Origin of the sequence: Pseudoalteromonas sp. P1-7a (assembly GCF_001401855.1) — a bacterium.
GTDB lineage: Bacteria > Pseudomonadota > Gammaproteobacteria > Enterobacterales > Alteromonadaceae > Pseudoalteromonas.
Genome location: NZ_LKDU01000013.1, coordinates 57,339 through 76,684, shown reverse-complemented (window position 1 = coordinate 76,684; position 19,346 = coordinate 57,339). Strand labels below are relative to the sequence as shown.

The 19,346-nt window shown below is 40.3% G+C and carries 17 protein-coding genes; 13 read left to right on the top strand and 4 right to left on the bottom strand.

All coding sequences use genetic code 11. The features are described from left to right. Positions 1-6 precede the first annotated feature (6 nt). Entirely contained in the window at positions 7-1,743 is a 1,737-nt protein-coding gene (locus tag AN389_RS10335; RefSeq protein ID WP_055015997.1) for a DUF3466 family protein, read from the top strand. A 57-nt stretch (positions 1,744-1,800) separates the two neighbouring features. Here AN389_RS10335 and AN389_RS10330 read toward each other — a convergent pair whose 3' ends face one another. Next, entirely contained in the window at positions 1,801-2,307 is a 507-nt protein-coding gene (locus AN389_RS10330) for a DUF2062 domain-containing protein (protein ID WP_055016018.1), read from the bottom strand. Between AN389_RS10330 and AN389_RS10325 the strand changes: the two genes are divergently transcribed. From AN389_RS10325 to tcdA, 7 genes are read left to right on the top strand one after another with little or no spacing between them, the layout of a single operon-like run. Further along, a complete protein-coding gene (locus tag AN389_RS10325) occupies positions 2,287-4,551 on the top strand; it encodes a DNA internalization-related competence protein ComEC/Rec2 (protein ID WP_055017688.1) in 2,265 nt (754 codons plus the stop codon). The two genes, AN389_RS10330 and AN389_RS10325, sit on opposite strands and share 21 nt — an antisense overlap. 60 nt (positions 4,552-4,611) lie before the next feature. Continuing rightward, entirely contained in the window at positions 4,612-6,357 is a 1,746-nt protein-coding gene (gene msbA / locus AN389_RS10320; protein WP_055017687.1) for a lipid A export permease/ATP-binding protein MsbA, read from the top strand. Next, the gene (gene lpxK / locus AN389_RS10315) at positions 6,354-7,334 is read left to right on the top strand and encodes a tetraacyldisaccharide 4'-kinase (RefSeq protein WP_055017686.1); all 981 of its coding nucleotides are present in this window, start codon (positions 6,354-6,356) and stop codon (positions 7,332-7,334) included. The genes msbA and lpxK overlap by 4 nt, the downstream gene beginning before the upstream one ends. Further along, the gene (locus AN389_RS10310) at positions 7,324-7,521 is read left to right on the top strand and encodes a Trm112 family protein (protein WP_055015993.1); all 198 of its coding nucleotides are present in this window, start codon (positions 7,324-7,326) and stop codon (positions 7,519-7,521) included. Before lpxK ends, AN389_RS10310 begins: the two co-directional genes overlap by 11 nt. Next, positions 7,509-8,270 carry a 3-deoxy-manno-octulosonate cytidylyltransferase gene (gene kdsB, locus AN389_RS10305; protein ID WP_055017685.1) on the top strand — a complete coding sequence of 254 codons (762 nt, stop codon included), beginning with the start codon at positions 7,509-7,511 and terminating at the stop codon, positions 8,268-8,270. Before AN389_RS10310 ends, kdsB begins: the two co-directional genes overlap by 13 nt. 2 nt (positions 8,271-8,272) lie before the next feature. Beyond that, positions 8,273-8,944 carry a TIGR01621 family pseudouridine synthase gene (locus tag AN389_RS10300; RefSeq protein ID WP_055017684.1) on the top strand — a complete coding sequence of 224 codons (672 nt, stop codon included), beginning with the start codon at positions 8,273-8,275 and terminating at the stop codon, positions 8,942-8,944. Beyond that, a complete protein-coding gene (tcdA, locus tag AN389_RS10295) occupies positions 8,945-9,748 on the top strand; it encodes a tRNA cyclic N6-threonylcarbamoyladenosine(37) synthase TcdA (protein ID WP_055015990.1) in 804 nt (267 codons plus the stop codon). Position 9,749: 1 nt separating this feature from the next. Here tcdA and AN389_RS10290 read toward each other — a convergent pair whose 3' ends face one another. The 3 genes from AN389_RS10290 to AN389_RS10280 all read right to left on the bottom strand — a co-directional run bounded on the left by AN389_RS10290 (position 9,750) and on the right by AN389_RS10280 (position 12,803). Next, positions 9,750-10,166 (bottom strand): SufE family protein, encoded by a 417-nt coding sequence (locus tag AN389_RS10290; RefSeq protein WP_055019756.1) that lies wholly within the window; start codon positions 10,164-10,166, stop codon positions 9,750-9,752. Between the two features lie 13 nt (positions 10,167-10,179). After that, a complete protein-coding gene (locus AN389_RS10285; RefSeq protein ID WP_055019755.1) occupies positions 10,180-11,406 on the bottom strand; it encodes an aminotransferase class V-fold PLP-dependent enzyme in 1,227 nt (408 codons plus the stop codon). A gap of 110 nt (positions 11,407-11,516) precedes the next feature. Next, a complete protein-coding gene (locus tag AN389_RS10280; RefSeq protein ID WP_055015987.1) occupies positions 11,517-12,803 on the bottom strand; it encodes a citrate synthase in 1,287 nt (428 codons plus the stop codon). Positions 12,804-13,219: 416 nt separating this feature from the next. Here AN389_RS10280 and sdhC point away from each other — a divergent pair, with 416 nt between their 5' ends. The 5 genes from sdhC (at position 13,220) to sucA (ending at position 19,344) form a co-directional block, all read left to right on the top strand. Beyond that, positions 13,220-13,597 (top strand): succinate dehydrogenase, cytochrome b556 subunit, encoded by a 378-nt coding sequence (gene sdhC, locus AN389_RS10275; protein ID WP_082429331.1) that lies wholly within the window; start codon positions 13,220-13,222, stop codon positions 13,595-13,597. Continuing rightward, a complete protein-coding gene (gene sdhD, locus AN389_RS10270) occupies positions 13,588-13,935 on the top strand; it encodes a succinate dehydrogenase, hydrophobic membrane anchor protein (protein ID WP_055015985.1) in 348 nt (115 codons plus the stop codon). Before sdhC ends, sdhD begins: the two co-directional genes overlap by 10 nt. Continuing rightward, positions 13,936-15,708, top strand: a complete 1,773-nt coding sequence (sdhA, locus tag AN389_RS10265) for a succinate dehydrogenase flavoprotein subunit (RefSeq protein ID WP_055015984.1) — start codon at positions 13,936-13,938, stop codon at positions 15,706-15,708. A gap of 10 nt (positions 15,709-15,718) precedes the next feature. Further along, entirely contained in the window at positions 15,719-16,435 is a 717-nt protein-coding gene (locus AN389_RS10260) for a succinate dehydrogenase iron-sulfur subunit (protein ID WP_004586682.1), read from the top strand. Positions 16,436-16,524: 89 nt separating this feature from the next. Beyond that, positions 16,525-19,344: a 2-oxoglutarate dehydrogenase E1 component gene (sucA, locus tag AN389_RS10255; protein ID WP_055015983.1), complete on the top strand. Its 2,820-nt coding sequence runs from the start codon at positions 16,525-16,527 to the stop codon at positions 19,342-19,344. The last annotated feature ends 2 nt before the right edge of the window (positions 19,345-19,346 follow it).

The following is a 19,346-nucleotide window of genomic DNA, read 5'->3' as shown; positions in this document are numbered from 1 at the left end:
ATTAAAATGAAATATAAATTACTCGCTGCCAGTATTTTAGCGACATTGAGTACATCTGCATTAAGTGCAACCTATGAATTAACAGAACTAGGTACTCTTGACGGCGCTAAACATTCTTACGTAACTGACGTAAGCGAAAGCGGGCACATTATTGGTACTGCCAACGGATTGTATAATTTACCAATCGATATAAGCTATATCGACTTTACCGAAAGCGTGATTGAAAATGCATACGACAGTGAAGAGTACAATTTTGAATTAAGTGATAAAGAAATCACGTTTACACTTGATGATATAGAAAATAACGATGCTGTTTTTAATAACGCCGATGCACATTCATTTATGGTCAGCTTTTTAGCTGGCAGACCCACTGATTTTGAATACCAAAAACTAAGTGCGGTAGTGGGTATTAAATTTGACGATGGCAATGTTACTGAGCAAGTTTTATTTGACGAAGAGTCGGTTGATTACGATGGTTTAACACGTTCTATTAGTAACTTTTATAACGCGGTAAGCGAAGATGGCGTGAGTGTTGGCTGGAGTGCAGCACCATACGATAAAGTTTCATTTACCCCAGATGGTGAAGATGAAGAAGAAACATGGTTTACTCATGACTTTATAGAACGCGGTATTGTTATTTCTGAAGATGGCACGCAAAAGGTTGAGCTAGTTCCTGATTTTGACGATTACGGCGGTACTAGCCGCGCTAACGATATTATAAAAACAAACGACGGCTATACGGTAGTTGGCTATGTTTCTACAGGTATTCCTGAAGATCGTCTTGATAATATTGAAGATAACTGTGATAACGAAGACGAACCAACCTCTACATGTGTACAATTATTAAATTCGAGTGTTACTACAGGCGTATTTGATGAGCGTGCGGTAAAGTGGGAGCTTGATGAAGCATTTAATATCACTTCTACTGAAATACTGGGCTTGGCCTTAACACCAGAAGATGATGACGATTTTGCCTTTACAAGCACTGCGCTTGCACTTAATAACAATGGCACAATTGTAGGCTCGTCTAACGCTCGCTACTATAAAAACGACGACACGATTTTAACAATGCCTGTGTATTTTAAAAATGGTGACGTGTTTAATTTTATAGACCAAGAAGACGATTGGCTTTCGGGTAAAGCACTTGCAGTAAACGACAACGATATAATTGTTGGTTATGCTTCAAAGCGTATTGAAACCACACTTCGTGATCAGTTTTTCTATCATGATATAAGTACGGGCAATACCGTTTTCCCTACTGGTTACTTTAATAGCTCAAGTGCTTATGGCAATGACATTAATAACCAAGGATATGTTGTTGGTGAAGGCGAAGTGGGTACATCTGAAAACAGCCGCCGTAAAGAAGCGTTTATCTATAAAATTGGTGACGATAAAATTACAAACCTAAACGATTTGCTCCCTTGTTACGAAGCAGATGGTGAAACAGACTACGCCTACACGATGGCAGAAGCCAAGGTTATTAATGAAGATAATGAAATCTTTGGTGTAGCTACTAAAACCGTTGAAAAGCGCGATACCTTTGGTAATGTAGAAACCGATATTGAAGGTAATATTGAGTACGAGAGTGTTGCTGTTGCAGTAAAACTTACACCTATTGATGGCGAAGTAGAAGACTGTGCCGCTATTGAAAAAGAGCTTTATGAAAGAAGCTCTGCAAGCTTCCCGTGGTATACACTACTGTTGTTACCGCTTGTTGGCTTACGAAGAGTATTTAGATTTTAGCTTAAGTCTGTTGATAAAAAACCAACTTATAAAAGTTGGTTTTTTTTCGTCTATAATTTACTGATTACGCGCAAGCCATGCTTTTCGTACAGAGCGGCGCCAAATAATATCAATACTAAAATAAGCAATAACAGAAGCGATAGAAGCGCAAACCAATGAGCCAATTAAAAATGCAGGGCCTATGGTAGAAAGACTTTCTAAAAACCATGCCCAACTGGCTTCAAATGCAAAATGCTGCTCTGGTTGGTTTAAAACGAGCGTACCTACAAGGTATGAGCCATAAAATATTGGCGGCATTGTTAGTGGATTGGTAAGCCATACTAATGCAACAGAAATAGGTAAGTTTACTCTAAAAACAATGGCTGCTGCGGCTGCTAAAACCATCTGAAAAGGAACAGGGATGAACGCAAAAAATAAACCTACTGCAAATGCGCCTCTTGCAGAGCGTCTGTTCAAATGCCATAGATTGGCGTCTTGTAATAGGCGGCCGAATATTCTAAGTGTTTTATGATGCCTAATTTTATTAGGATCAGGTAAAAATCGTTGAATCGTTTTCTTAGGCATTTCAAGCAACCATTTACTTCAGTGTGGATTAGTCTTGGATTTGTAATTGGCTGTATTTCAACCGTATTTTATTATCAAACCCTTGAGTTTACAGTCATCACAATATCTGTCCTTATTGCGAGCGCCTATTTTAAGCCGTTTTTAAATGTTTTGTTAGGGTTTATTTTAGCTATTTGCTGCATTGTTGTGCACTTTTACCTGTTTTATAGCTATAAGTTGCCAAATGTTGAAAATAACTACGCTTATCCAGCCACAATCTATGTCGATGAAGTCATCTCAGCAAAGCAACCCCAGTATATAAAAGCAACGTTATTAAAGCTTAATGGGGATGAAATACATAAATTTAAAGCGCCAAAAGCGATGTTAAGTGTCGATTCTGAGCAACTTATTAAGCACGGTGATACCTTTGATGCAGCAATAGCGTTGAAAGAATTTAGAACAATAAAAAATATCAACGTGTTTGATAACAACGTGCATGCATTTAAAAAACGCATACTATTCAAAGGGAAGGTACTGAATAAACAACTCAGTATTTTGCATGGGGCTTCTCCTTCAATAATTATTAAGTATAGAGAATTTTTAAAACGCACATTTCAAAAAACATCACTTAATTGGCTTTATTATGCGCTATTAAGTGGTGACAAGTCTCTTATGTCCTTTGAAAATAAGCAAACGATGCAAAGCTTAGGCTTGAGCCATTTATTAGCAATTTCAGGGTTACATATAGGGCTTATATTCAGCTGTTTTTATTTATTATGTAAGTACACAGTATACATTTTGAAAGTTAGAGTAGCACAGTCCATCAACTTAACATTTTTTTATAGTTTTACCGGTTGGTTAGCTGCATTTATTTATGTGTATTTAAGTGATTTTTTACTCTCAGCCACTCGCGCTTTTATAATGTTAACATGCGCTTGGGTGCTGTACTTTGTGGCTAAACAGCCATTAAGATGGCGAAGCATATTATATGCCCTAGTCGCGGTATTACTTATTAACCCCTTTAATGTTTTAAACCCCGGGTTATATTTTTCTTTTATTGCTGTTGCAATTATTTATCTAGTTATAAAACGACTTCCTAAAACGAAATATAATTGGCTTAGCGTACTATTGGCGCTGTGTATTATTCAGGTTGCTTTGTTTATTGCGCTTATGCCTATTACCCTTATTTATTTTAGTGGTGTGAGTATTGTAGGGCTTATTATTAACCTAGTAGCCATTCCATTATTGAGCGTAGTAATTATGCCATGTTTGCTGCTAATTACGATTATTAGCACGGTGGTAGATATAACGCCGGTTATAGTGTTGTTCGATAATATGCTGCGCATTTTACTTGATTATATGGATGCTATACCTTGGCAATACAGGTGGTTAGATATAGCGAAACCACGCACGCTGTATTTAATTGCGGCTTATATATTTATTTTAATAGCGTGGTTTAGCCCGTTTAAACGCTTGGCAATTATTCCCTTGTGTGTCGCATTGGTTGATTACATGTTTTTACCTAAACCGCTTTGGCAGTTACATGTGTTTGATGTGGGGCACGGGCTAATGACATTACTAGAAAAAGATAATCAAGCATTGGTTTATGACTTTGGGCCTAGCTACTTCAACCGATTTAGCCGTACATACAGTGTGTTAATTCCGTATTTAAAAGCCCACAATTTAACTGTTAGTGATTCCATAATAAGCCATCAAGATAATGACCATGCAGGAGGGGCTGCTCATTTTATTAAAGCAGGGTTTGGTGATAGCTTTAAACGGTTTCATCCACATGGCATTACCACGCGATGTAACTCTTTGGACTATAACTTTAATGACTTGCATATCAGTAGTTTTTCGAGTGATAAATATGATAATGAAAACGATAACTCCTGTGTGTTATTAGTTAAATCGCCACAACTTACGATGCTATTAACAGGTGACATTTCTAAAGCGCGTGAGCTGAGTCTTATTAAAACTCATTCATTGCAAGCCGATGTGGTTTTAAGCCCTCATCACGGTAGTGATACGTCTTCTAGCATGGAATTTATCGACCATGTTAATCCGCACACCGTTATTCATTCAACAGCCTTTGAAGGACAGTGGCAATTTCCCAGTGAAAGTGTAGTTTCACGCTACAAAGCAATAAATGCTAAACAATATGTGACTGCACGTGATGGGCAAATTACTGTGAGTATATATAAAGATGGCTTTGAAGTGACAACGGCTCGCAAACACGAAAGTTATTGGTTTATAGAAGATTGACGTTTAGTTTTGGCTGTTTGAAGGATACAATAAGGGCTGAAATTGTATAACGAGAGTAATATGAGTCAAAGTACTACACAAATCTATAAGCGGTTGATTTCTTACGTCGGTGATTATAAAAGCGTTGCCTTCGTTGCTATTATTGGAATGATCGGCTACTCAGGTATGGATGCTTTATTTATTCAATTAATGAAACCTTTTATTGATGAAGGCTTAAATCAACGAAATAACGAAGTGTTAGCTTATGCTCCTTTTGTAGTTATTGCGTTAGTTATAGGGCGTGGCCTGTTTAATTTTATGTCTTCTTATTGCTTAAGCTATGTAGGCTCGCAAGTAGTACGCGCTTTACGCCAGCAGTTATTTGAACACATATTACATTTGCCTGTGTCGTTTCATGATAAAAACTCTACAGGTGATTTAATTTCAAAAATCACCTTTGACACAGAACAAGTTCAGCAAGCAATTACTAAAGCATTACTAATTGTAGTACGTGAAGGCGCTTTTGTGGTTTTTTTACTTGGCGTTATGTTTTATACCAGCTGGAAGCTTTCACTGATATTTTTAGTGATCATTCCTTTAGTGGCAATTATTGTTACGTTTGTATCTAAACGTTTTCGCCATATTTCGAAGAACATACAGTCGGCCATGGGCCAGGTTACCCGAAGCTCTGAGCAAATGTTAAGTGGCCATAAGGTTATACATGGGTTTGGTGGCCAACAACAGGAAATCGACCAGTTTTCAAAAATCAATAATCATAATCGCCAGCAACGTATAAAAATGGATGCCACTAAAGCGTTAAGCGTGTCGGTCATTCAAGTACTAGCGGCCAGTGCAATGGCTGTTATTTTATGGGTTGTTTCTATGCCTTCAATGATAGATACGATAAGCTCCGGCGATTTTGTTGTACTTATTTCATCTATGATGATGCTTTTACGTCCGCTTAAACAATTAGCAAACGTGAACAGTGATATGCAGCGTGGTATTTCTGCAGCGCAAAGTATTTTTTTAGTTTTAGATGAAGAAATAGAAAAAGATAAAGGTACTTACAGCGTAGATAAAGTGAAGGGTGAAATTGAGGTTAAAAATGTGACCTTTAAATACCCCACTAAAGATGAAGCTGTTTTAAATAACCTATCAATAAGTATAAAGGCCGGTGAAAGCATCGCGCTTGTAGGGCGTTCAGGCTCGGGTAAGTCAACTATTTCTAATTTATTACCACGTTATTATGACTTAGAAGCACCCAGTGAAATTTTACTCGACGGCGTTGCGCTTGATAAATATAAACTGGCAGATTTACGCCGCCAGTTTGCTTTGGTATCTCAGCAAGTGGTGTTATTTAATGACACAATAGCCAACAATATTTGTTATGGACTAACCCGTAAAATAACACCGCAGCAGTTAGAAGAGGTGGTCAAACAAGCCCACGTATGGGAATTTGTTAAAGATTTACCTGAACAGCTCAATACCATGGTTGGTGAAAACGGGGTGATGCTCTCTGGTGGTCAACGTCAACGTATAGCAATTGCGCGTGCTATATTAAAAGATGCGCCTATTTTAATTTTAGATGAAGCAACATCAGCACTAGACACCGAGTCAGAAAAGCTCATTCAGCACGCACTAGACACGTTAATGCAAGATAAAACGTCGATTGTTATTGCGCATCGTTTATCAACAATTGAAAACAGCGACAAAATATACGTTATCGACGGCGGTCGGGTGATTGAAAGTGGTGATCACCAAAGTTTACTTGCCAAAGACGGCACGTATTCTGCGCTTTGCAAAATGCAATTTGGTGAACACGGGTGAGTAAAATCGAGCAAAGCTGGTATAAACCATTTGGTTTTATAACACTACTTTTATTGCCGTTAGCTGCACTTTTTTGGTTAATTGCCAGTATTAGAAAAGGGTTTTATCAATGTGGTATTGCTAAACCTTTTAAAGCTAAATCTAAAGTGATTGTGGTGGGCAATATAAGTGTAGGTGGAAATGGCAAAACCCCATTTGTATTATGGCTGTACGAATACTTGTCAGAGCAAGGCCTAAAAGTGGGTATTATTAGCCGTGGCTACGGCGGTAAAGTAAAAAGCTACCCGCTGGTGGTAGAGCGCGGTGTAACAAGTGCGCAAGCCGGTGATGAGCCAATACTTTTATTTAATCGTTTAAAGTGTCCTCTAGTTGTTGGGCCGGATAGAGAAGCCAATATTACATTATTAGAGCAGCAATTTTGTGTGGATGTCATTATTTCTGATGATGGTATGCAACATTATAAAATGGCGCGCGATATAGAGTGTTGCATTGTTGATAGCCAAAGGCAGTTTGGCAATGGCTTTGTTATGCCCGCAGGACCATTACGTGAAACAAAACACAGATTAAATAGCGTTGATTTAGTGATTGAAAATGGTGGGGGCGCACCACATAGCTACGTTTTAAAAACGAGTGGGCTTAGGCACGTTGCTGACAATACTCCAGTGAACAAAACAATTGAACAAGGCCATGCGGTTAGTGCTATTGGTAACCCGAAGCGTTTTGAAAATACACTAGAAGATCAAAATATTCAGCTGCTTTCAACGCATCATTTTAGAGATCACTATGCTTATAGCTTGGCTGATTTTACTCAATTTAATGACGACAACGTATTAATGACAGAAAAAGATGCGGTAAAATGTAGAGACTTTGCAAAAGATAATTGGTACTACCTACCTGTTAATGCAAAACCTACAGATGCTGTTATACATAAATTAGATTTATTATTAAAACAAAAAGGGATCCTCAATGGCCTTTGATACAAAATTACTTGAAATAATTGCTTGCCCTGTGTGTAAAGGAAAGCTTCGTTTTGATAAAGACAATGCAGAGCTTATCAGCACCGCAGCCAAACTTGCATACCCTGTACGCGACGATATACCAGTACTTTTAGAAAATGAAGCACGTGAGCTATCTCAAGATGAGGTTGATAAGTGGAATTCGTAGTTGTAATACCTGCACGTTACGCGTCTACCCGTTTACCTGGCAAACCATTAGCCGACATTTGCGGTAAGCCTATGATTCAACATGTGTATGAAAAAGCGTGTATGTCAGGTGCAAGTAAAGTGGTTATTGCAACCGATCATCAAAAAGTGTTTGATGCTGTTAAATCGTTCACAAATGATGTGCTCATGACGAGAGAAGATCATCAATCGGGTACTGAACGCTTGGCCGAGGTGGTTGACTTACTTAAGCTAGATGCTGAAACCGTGGTGGTAAATGTACAAGGTGATGAGCCATTACTTGCAAGCGAAAACGTATCTCAAGTTGCCACTTTACTTAATAATTCGAGCGCGCCAATGGCAACATTAAGTGTAGCCATTGAAGAACAAGATGAAGTATTTAATCCTAATGCAGTGAAAGTAGTTAGTGATATTAATAAAAATGCGTTGTACTTTTCACGTGCCAGTATTCCGTTTGACAGAAGCGCAATGTTAAATAACGACAGTGTGTTAGATATAACGCCTTTTCAACGTCATGTGGGTATATATGCTTATCGCGCGGGCTTCATTAAGCAGTATATTGAGCTAAGTGTATCGCCGCTTGAAGTACTTGAGTCGCTAGAGCAACTTAGGGTGTTATACCATGGTTACGCTATCAAAATTGAGCAGGCTAAAGTAACGCCACATGCTGGGGTTGATACGCCCGAGGATCTAGAAAAAGTGATTGCCTACCTAAAAGCTAAGCAAGCTTAATAATGGTAAAAAGAGAATTACCCATAGTGTTTAGCCACGCTGATTTTTACATATTTGAAAAACCAGCGGGGCTTAATTTTCACTCAGAAAGTGAAAAAGGGTTTGTGGTGTTAGCTGAGCAGCAAACGGGCGAAAAATTATTTGCTGTTCACCGCCTTGATAAAGTGACCTCTGGCCTTATTATTCTTAGTCGCAATAAAGAAGCCGCTGCTAAATTTACGTCTCTTTTTACTGAGCATGCAATAAACAAGTTTTATTTAGCAATAAGCAATACTAAACCTAAAAAAAAGCAAGGGTGGATAAAAGGTGATATGGCTAAGTCTCGTAGGGGCATGTTTAAGCTTTTACCGACCATGCAAAACCCAGCCATTACCCGCTTTTATTCTTTTAGTTATAAGCCGGGGTTTAGGGCGTATATATTAAAGCCATATTCGGGTAAAACTCACCAACTTAGAGTGGCATTAAAAAGTTTAGGGGCGCCAATTTTAGGCGATTCACTCTATAGCGGTAGCGCAGCTGAGAGAGCGTATCTTCATGCCTATGCGTTAAGTTTTGTATGGCATGGGGAGCAAATTAATTGCACTTTGCTGCCTGCTACGGGTGATGAGTACCAGCAATTAATTAATCAGCAAGAATTTCAAGCATGGCAATCGCCGTGGGAACTGGATTGGTAAATGAGCGAACAAGTAACAGATATTCGTTTTGGCGGAATTAAACGCCTATACGGTAACCAACAATTTGATTGGCTACAACAAGCCCATTTTTGTGTAGTGGGAATAGGCGGTGTAGGAAGTTGGACCGCCGAAGCTTTAGCACGTACAGGCGTGGGTAAGATCACTTTAATTGACTTAGATGATATTTGCGCGACGAACGTAAATAGGCAAATTCATGCGCTTAGCGGCAGTATTGGCCAAGCCAAAGTAGATGCAATGAAAAGTCGCTGCGAACTGATAAACCCAGAGTGTAAAGTAACTGTGATAGATGACTTTATTACTCTTGAAAATATTCGTGAGCATATTCAAGGTTTTGATTACGTTATTGACTGTATTGATGCAGTTAAGGAAAAAGCAGCGCTTATTGCTCATTGTAAGCGTAATAAAATGCCTATTATTACTACAGGCGGCGCGGGCGGGCAAACTGATCCTAGCCAAATAACATTTGGCGATGTGGCTAAAACCACGCAAGATCCGCTACTTGCTAAAGTGCGTTATATTTTACGCAAACAATATAATTTTAGTAACAACCCAAAACGCAAATTTAATATTGATTGTGTGTACTCAACTGAGCAACTAGTTTACCCAGGCAGTGATGGCAGTGTATGCCATGCTAAACAAAATGCCGATGGTACAATGAATATGGATTGTAATAACGGGTTTGGCTCGGTCACTATGATCACAGGAAGTTTTGGCTTTTTTGTAGCGGCTAAAGCGGTACGTAAATATTTAGATAAAAAACAGCGTTTACAACAAGCTCAATAGTTTAATTGAGCTTGTTTGCTGCCATGCTTTGAATTGCTTCTACCATGGCTTTTATTCCGTTCCCACGAGATGCACTAAGGTGTTTAATCAAGCCTAACTTTTCAAATTCGTCATACGCATTAATATTCACGACTTCTTCAGGTGTTAAGCCATTATAAAGCGCTAAAATAATCGCTAATAAGCCTTTTACAATGCGGGTGTCTGAATCGCCAATAACCACTAAACGATTCTCGCTATCGTCAAACTCCATAAACATCCACACTTTGCTCTCACACCCAGGAACAAGTGCGTCATCGGTTTTAAGTACATCCGCTAAAGCGGGAAGTGTTTTGCCCAAAAGCATTATTTCGCGATATTTTTGCTGCCAAGATTGCGCATGTTGTATAGGTTTAATTACGCTGTTAAACGTATTTGTCATGAGTTATCCTAAATTAGTCTAATAAATCAATCGATTCTTTCAAGGCATGGATGAAATTATCTACATCTTGATGAGTATTGTAAAATGCAAAGCTTGCTCTAACAGTGCCTGTTACCCCTAAATGATGCATTAATGGTTGCGTACAATGGTGACCGCTACGCACTGCAACGCCAAATCCGTCAAGCAAAGTTGCCAAATCGTAAGGGTGTTCAGTTTTATAATTGAAACTAAGGGTACCAATATTATTGTTTAAGTCACTATAGATAGTAACCCCATCAATTTTGCTTAGCTGTGTCGCTGCATAATTAAAAATTGTCCGCTCATAGCGCTGCAATTGTTGTATGTTTAGGGCTGATAAATAATCAATTGCTGCACTAAAGCCAATTACTCCGGCTATGTTTGGGGTGCCAGTCTCAAATTTTGCAGGAGCGTCTCGATAGGTGCTTTTTTCAAGGGTAACGGTATCAATCATCTCACCACCCGTTTGGTACGGGGTAAGCGCATTGAGTAATTCATAGCGTCCATATAAGCCCCCAACACCCGTAGGGCCAAGCATTTTATGCGCTGAGAAAACATAAAAATCGCACCCGAGCTGTTTTAAATTAGGGCGTAAATGCATAGCTCCTTGTGCGCCATCGACAACAACTAACGTGCCGACTGCTTTCGCTGCAGCTATTAGTGGAGCTAAATTGGTAATATTACCTAATGTGTTAGAGGCCTGGCTGATACATAGCACCTTTGCTTTAGTGTGTGTGATAAAGTCTATGCAGCGCGCTATATTAAACGTCGCGTTTTGCTCAAGGGGGAGTACAGATAGCGTTGCCCCCGTATTTTGCGTTAATACCTGCCAAGGAACGATATTAGCATGGTGCTCAAGTGGCGTAATTAATACCGTATCTTCGTGAGTAATTTGATTTTGTAGGCCATGAGCAAGTAAATTTAGTGCCTCTGTTGCACCTTTTGTCCAGACTATTTCATTAGCCTTTACGTTAAAGTAATCTGCTATTTTTAATCTTGCTGCTTCATACTGCTCAGTAGCGCGCTCGCTTAAGATGTGACGGCCTCTGTGAACGTTTGCGTTGCTTAAATTATAAAAACGAGTGGTTGCATCAATCACGCTTTGTGGCTTTTGCGACGTTGCGCCAGAGTCTAAATAAACTAAAGGGTTGCCATTAAGGGTTTGGTTTAAAGTAGGGAAGTCATTGCGGATTTTTGTTATATCAAACTCTTGAGAAGGCATGGCTATTCAACATCTATAAATTTAGGCAGGAATTGTAATCGGTTTCATAAAATTGACAAGCAAAGCGCACAAAAAAGGCCGCAAAAGCGGCCTTTTTTAACTAACTAAGTTTAGCGCTTGTCAGTTGATACGAAGTCACGTTGCGTGTAACCAGTATACATTTGACGAGGGCGGCTGATCTTATGGCCAGGTTGAGATAGCATCTCATCCCAGTGAGTGATCCAACCAACTGTACGTGCCATAGCAAAAATTACAGTGAACATGCTTGTTGGAATACCAATCGCTTTTAAGATAATACCTGAGTAGAAGTCAACGTTAGGGTAAAGTTTCTTCTCTACAAAGTATGGGTCTTCAAGGGCAATTTGTTCAAGCTTCATAGCGATATCAAGAAGTGGATCTTGAATGTTAAGCTCTGCTAAAACTTCATGACATGTTTGACGCATTACCGTAGCGCGTGGGTCGAAGTTTTTGTAAACACGGTGGCCAAAGCCCATAAGACGGAACGGGTCAGACTTATCTTTTGCTTTTGCAACGTACTCATCAATACGATCAACAGAGCCAATTTCTTCTAACATGTTTAAACATGCTTCGTTAGCACCGCCGTGAGCAGGACCCCAAAGAGACGCGATACCAGCAGCAATACAAGCATATGGGTTAGCGCCTGAAGAACCCGCTAAACGTACTGTTGACGTTGAAGCGTTTTGCTCGTGATCAGCATGAAGCATGAAGATTTTATCCATTGCTTTGGCTGTAACAGGGTTAACTTTGTATTCTTCAGCCGGTACAGAGAACATCATGTGTAAGAAGTTTTCTGCATAGCTTAAGTCGTTACGTGGGTAAACAAACGGTTGACCAATGTTTGTTTTGTACGCCATAGCTGCAATAGTTGGTAATTTAGCAACAAGTTTAATCGCGCTTGTTTTACGTTGGCTTGCATCAGTAATATCAAGATCTTCGTGGTAAAAAGAAGATAATGCACCTACTACACCACATAGCATGGCCATTGGGTGAGCATCGAAGCGGAAACCTTGGAAAAAGTTAGCAATTTTTTCATCAAGCATAGTGTTATGCGTGATTTCTTTTGCAAATGCATCGTATTGCGCCTGAGTTGGTAACTCACCGTTTAATAGTAAGTAACAAAGCTCGATGTAGTTAGAGTCTTCAGCTAATTGCTCAATTGGGTAACCACGGTGTAATAATACGCCTTTACCACCATCAATGTAGGTGATTGCAGATTCACAAGAGCCAGTCGACATGAAACCTGGGTCATAAGTAAAGTGACCATGTGAACCGAGCGTACGTACGTCGATTACATCTTGGCCAGCAGTGCCTTGATAAATTGGAAGTTCGATTGGATCTAGTCCATCAATATGAACTGTGGCTTTTTTATCTGCCATCTATGTATCTCCTATTAAGATATCTATTCTGATTTTTAGATTTTTAAAGTTCTGAAATCTTGTTTTAAGCACATCTTCGCATTTTAACGTGAAAGAGGGGGTTAAAGTCAATTTTTATAAACATTATGCACATATGTATAATAAATATTCGCCATCAATTAAATATTATACTATCGGCTAATTCGCAAACGTCTCTAACTAAACAAGAATTGTAAAACAACCTTTGGGTATATATACTATCGGAGGTTTTAAACCGCTTTGTATTTAGGTAAACATATTTTTACAGCGTAATTTTTGCAGATTTGTGAACTTTTGCTGTATTGACACGTTTACTTTGATAGTTCCACCAGAAATTTTGGTGGGTTTTAGAAAAACAAGTAGATGAGCTCCAATGTGAGCAAGATGGGCAAGTAACTGTGAAAAAGCAAAGACCTGTAAATCTAGATCTAACAACTATATCTATGCCGGCAACGGCTAAAGCATCAATTTTTCACCGCGTCACCGGTGTTGCATTATTTTTTGCTTTAACGTTTGTCATTTGGGCTTGGTCTGAGTCTCTTTCTTCAGCTGAAGGTTTTGAATTCGTCAAGGGTCTGTTTAGCGGATTCATTGCCAAATTCATAGCTTGGGGCACACTTTCTGTATTGGGTTATCACCTTATTGGTGGTATCCGTCACATCATTATGGATATGGGCCACTGGGAAGAACTTGAATCGGGTAACCTGAGCGCTAAAGTTGCAATGGCACTTGGCGTTGTATTTGCCGTACTGGCAGGGGTGTGGATATGGTCTTAAATCAAGCAACTCTTAAACGTGATGGTGTACAAGATTTCGTATCTTTACGTACCACGGCTCTAGTAATTACCGCATATGCGATTTTTATTATCGGCTATTTTTTAGCAATGCCAGAAGTCACTTTCGAAGCCTGGACAGGCCTATTCTCTAATCTTGCTATGAAGGGGTTTACGCTAATTACCCTAGTATGCATGATGGTTCATACCCGCATTGGCCTTTGGCAAGTTTTAACGGATTACGTTAAAAACGCTAAACTACGCGCTGTTTTAGGCTTTGTATTAAACCTGATGGCCGTTGCTTACGTAGCTATTGGTCTAATCGTTTTATGGGGTGTTTAAGTGAAATATTCTGTTCGTGAATTTGACGCCGTTGTAATTGGTGCAGGTGGTGCAGGTATGCGCGCCGCTCTTGCCATTACAGAATCAGGCAAAACGTGTGCGTTAATATCTAAAGTATTCCCAACACGCTCTCACACTGTATCTGCACAGGGTGGTATTACAGTAGCGCTAGGTAATTCGCACGAAGATAACTGGGAATGGCATATGTACGATACCGTTAAAGGTTCCGATTTTATCGGCGACCAAGACGCTATCGAATACATGTGTCAAACTGGCCCAGAAGCTATTACTGAATTAGAAAACATGGGTTTACCATTTTCGCGTTTTGAAAATGGCCGTGTTTACCAACGTCCTTTCGGTGGTCAATCGAAAAACTTTGGTGGTGAACAAGCTGCACGTACTGCAGCAGCAGCTGACCGTACTGGTCATGCTTTATTACACCTTCTATACCAACAAAACGTAAAAAACCAAACCAATGTATTCTCTGAATGGTATGCACTTGATTTAGTTAAAAACGATAACGGTGATGTAGTAGGTTGTACAGCAATTGAGATTGAAACAGGTGAAATCACTTTCTTCAAATCAAAAGCTGTTGTGCTTGCAACCGGCGGTGCTGGTCGTATTTTCGCATCGACAACGAATGCCCACATTAATACGGGTGATGGTGTTGGTATGGCAGCCCGCGCTGGCGTTGCTATGCAAGATATGGAAATGTGGCAATTCCACCCAACGGGTATAGCAGGTGCTGGTACACTTGTAACAGAAGGTTGTCGTGGTGAAGGGGGTTATCTTTTAAATAAAGATGGCGAACGCTTCATGGAACGTTATGCACCAAACGCAAAAGACTTAGCGTCTCGTGATGTAGTTGCACGTTCAATGATGACTGAAATCCGTGAAGGTCGTGGTTGTGATGGTCCATGGGGTCCACATATTAAGTTGAAACTTGACCACTTAGGTGAAGAGACACTTAATCTACGCCTACCAGGTGTTTGTGATCTTGCTAAAACATTCGCTCACGTTGACCCTGCTAAAGAGCCAATTCCGGTAATACCTACGTGTCATTACATGATGGGTGGTGTTCCAACTAACGTAAATGGTCAAGCGCTACAAATCGATGCCAATGGTAACGAAAAAGTAGTAGAAGGCTTGTTTGCAGTTGGTGAGATTGCCTGTGTATCTGTTCATGGTGCAAACCGCCTAGGTGGTAACTCATTACTTGATTTAGTTGTATTTGGTCGTGCTGCTGGTAACTTCTTAGGTAAATACCTAAACGAAGTTGAAATTACTAAAGCGCCTTCTGCATCTGACATAGATGCTTCGCTTGCTCGCTTTAATCGTTGGGAAAATTCAACGGCTGGTCAAGGTGAAGACCCAGTACAAATCAAAAAAGACTTACAACAATGTATGCAGCTTAACTTCTCGGTATTCCGTGAAGGTGACTCTATGGCGACAGGTCTTAAAGAGCTTAAAGAGATTCGTGAACGTCTACAACATGCGCGTCTTGATGATAAATCATCTGACTTTAATACGCAGCGTATCGAATGTCTTGAACTAGATAACCTTATGGAAACAGCATACTCAACTGCAGTTGCTGCAAACTTCCGTACTGAAAGCCGTGGTGCACACTCTCGCTTTGACTACCCAGATCGTGATGACGAAAACTGGTTATGTCACTCAGTATTCAATCCTGTTACGGATGAAATGAGCAAGCGTGAAGTAAACTACGCGCCTAAGACGCGTGAAGCGTTCCCACCTAAAGCACGTACCTACTAGGAGCGAGACGATGGCACAAGTACAATTTTCAGTTTATCGTTACAATCCGGACGTTGATAACGCACCTCGAATGCAAGAATACACTTTGCAAACAGAGGAAGGTCAGGACATGATGGTATTGGACGCACTTTTATTATTAAAAGAGCAAGATCCTACTTTATCATTCCGTCGCTCATGTCGTGAAGGCGTGTGTGGTTCTGATGGTGTTAACATGAATGGTAAAAATGGTTTAGCATGTATTACACCATTATCTACGCTGCAAAAAGGTGGCAAAGGTACTATTGTAATTCGTCCTTTACCTGGCTTACCTGTGGTACGTGACCTTGTTATTGACATGAGTCAGTTCTACACTCAGTACGAAAAAGTTAAACCATACCTAATTAACGATCAGCCAGCGGCTGGTGAACGTCTTCAATCTATTGAAGAACGTGATAAATTAGATGGGCTTTACGAGTGTATTTTATGTGCATGTTGTTCTACATCGTGTCCTTCGTTCTGGTGGAATCCAGACAAGTTCATTGGTCCAGCAGGCCTTCTTCATGCTTACCGTTTCTTGGCTGATAGCCGCGATACGGCAACTGAAGAGCGTTTAGCAGACTTAGACGATGCGTTCAGTGTGTTCCGTTGCCACAGTATCATGAACTGTGTTAGCGTTTGTCCTAAGGGTCTTAACCCGACCAAAGCAATTGGACAAATCAAATCTATGTTATTAAACCGCGCGGTTTAATCACTTAGTAACGTAAGATGGCTAATATTTTTATTAGCCATCTTGTTATAACAACTATTAATTTCTGCGCTAAAGAAAAGGGCTTATAAATGCACGAAGGTGTGATGAAGGCATGGCTAGAATCTTCACATTTAAACGGCGGCAACGTTGCTTATGTAGAAGAGCTTTATGAAGCGTATTTAGATGATGCGACTTCTGTGCCAGAAGAATGGCGAGAAGTGTTCGAACAATTACCAAAAGTAGATGGTGTGGATGTTGAAGTAAAGCATTCAGAAGTTCGTTCACAGTTTGCGGCGCTTGCTAAAAACAAGCATAGAGAGGTAGTGGTAGCTGAGGGTAGTGGCGGTGATCTTAAACAGGTCAAAGTACTACAACTTATTAATGCTTTCCGCTTTCGAGGACACCAAAATGCTAACCTAGATCCGCTAGGCATTTGGCAACGAGAGCGTGTTCGAGATTTAGAGCTAGAGTACCACGACTTATCTAAAGCTGATTTTGACCGCGAATTTAATGTAGGATCGTTTGCCGTAGGCCGCGATACTATGCCTTTAGGTGAACTATACCAAGCACTAAAAACTACTTATTGTGGTTCTATCGGTGCTGAGTATATGCACATCACATCAACAGAAGAAAAGCGTTGGTTACAACAGCGTTTAGAGTCTGTTCAATCACGACCTACTTTTTCTAAAGAAGAAAAATTGCGTATCCTTAAAGGATTAACCGCAGCAGATGGTCTTGAAAAATATTTAGGTGCAAAGTTCCCTGGTGCTAAACGTTTCTCACTTGAAGGTGGTGATGCGTTAGTTCCTATGCTTAAAGAACTTATTCACCGTGCTGGCGAAAGCGGGCAAAAAGAAGCTGTTATTGGTATGGCTCACCGCGGGCGTCTAAACGTACTAGTTAACGTGTTAGGTAAAAACCCATCTGAGTTGTTTGATGAGTTTGCTGGCAAACACAACGATACGTTAGGCTCGGGTGATGTTAAATACCATATGGGTTATTCTTCTGACTTTGCGACCAAAGGTGGCAATGTTCACATGGCGCTTGCGTTCAACCCATCTCACCTAGAAATTGTTAATCCTGTGGTTATGGGTTCTGTAAGAGCTCGTTTAGACCGCTTAGGTGACAGCTCAGGTAGTAAAGCATTACCAATTACCATCCACGGTGACTCGGCAATTACAGGCCAAGGTGTTGTACAAGAAACATTTAACTTGTCACAAACAAACGCCTTCTCATGTGGTGGTAGTATCCGTATAGTTGTAAATAACCAAGTTGGTTTTACAACCTCAAAACAAGATGACGTACGTTCTACTGATTATTGTACTGACATTGCAAAAATGGTTCAGTCGCCAATCTTCCACGTTAATTCTGATGATCCTGAAGCCGTTGCATTTGTTACTCAACTTGCACTTGATTTCAGAAATCAGTTTAAACGTGACGTAGTAATCGATTTAGTATGTTACCGCCGCCACGGCCATAACGAAGCTGATGAGCCTAATGCTACACAGCCTCTTATGTATCAAAAAATTAAAAAACATGCGGTACCTCGCCTTATCTACGCTGATCAACTTATTTCTGAAGGTTCATTCACAGAGAATGAGGTGAAAGCTTTAGCCGATGAATATCGTAACGGCTTAGATGAAGGTAACTGTGTTGTTGAAGAAATCCAGCCAGAGACTTCACACTCATCTGATTGGGCTAAGTATGTAGGACACGAGTGGAATGTTGACTACGACGCAAGCGTACCGGTAGACAAGCTAAAAGCACTTGGCGAACAAGTTGCGCAGTTCCCTGAAGAATATAAAGCACAGTCTCGTGTTAAAAAGATTTACGATGACCGTAAGCTTATGGCCAGTGGCGAAAAACCACTAGATTGGGGTATGGCAGAAACACTTGCATATGCAACAATTGCCTCTGAAGGCACTGATATTCGTCTAACGGGTCAAGATTCAGGCCGTGGAACTTTCTTCCACCGCCATGCTGTAGTTCATAGTCAATCAGATGGTTCAACGTACTTACCTCTTCAGCACTTAAGTGAAGAACAAGGTACGTTTGAAGTATACGATTCAGTATTATCTGAAGAAGCCGTGCTTGCTTTTGAGTATGGTTATGCAACAGCTGAACCTACTTCATTAGTACTTTGGGAAGCCCAATTTGGTGACTTTGCTAATGGTGCACAGGTAGTATTTGACCAATTCTTAAGTTCTGGCGAACAAAAGTGGGGGCGTTTATGTGGCCTAACGTGTTTACTGCCGCATGGCTACGAGGGACAAGGTCCAGAGCATAGCTCTGCACGTTTAGAGCGTTTTTTACAACTATGTGCTGATCACAACATGCAAGTGTGTGTTCCTTCAACACCTGCACAAGTTTACGCTATGCTTCGTCGTCAATCTGTAAGACCACTTCGTCGACCACTGATTGTAATGACACCAAAATCATTACTTCGTCATCCACTTGCGGTATCTTCGCTTGAAGAACTTTCACAGGGTGTATTCCATAATATGATCGACGAAATCGATGATATTAATCCTGAGAAAGTAGAGCGCGTGGTATTTTGTAGTGGTAAGGTTTATTACGAACTATTACAAGAGCGTCGTAAGCTTGAGCAAGACAACATTGCTATTGTACGTGTGGAGCAACTTTACCCGTTCCCACATGCAGAAATGGACACGATTATGGAGCGTTACCAGCACGTTACTGATTTTGTTTGGTGTCAAGAAGAGCCACAAAACCAAGGTGCTTGGTACTGTTCGCAACATCACTTTATTGATGCAATCCCACAAGGTGCTAAATTAACTTACGCGGGACGTAAGGCATCAGCATCTCCAGCGTGTGGTTACATGTCAGTACATACTAAAGAACAACAAGCGCTCGTTGCAGACGCGCTTACTATACAAAAGAAAGGATAAGC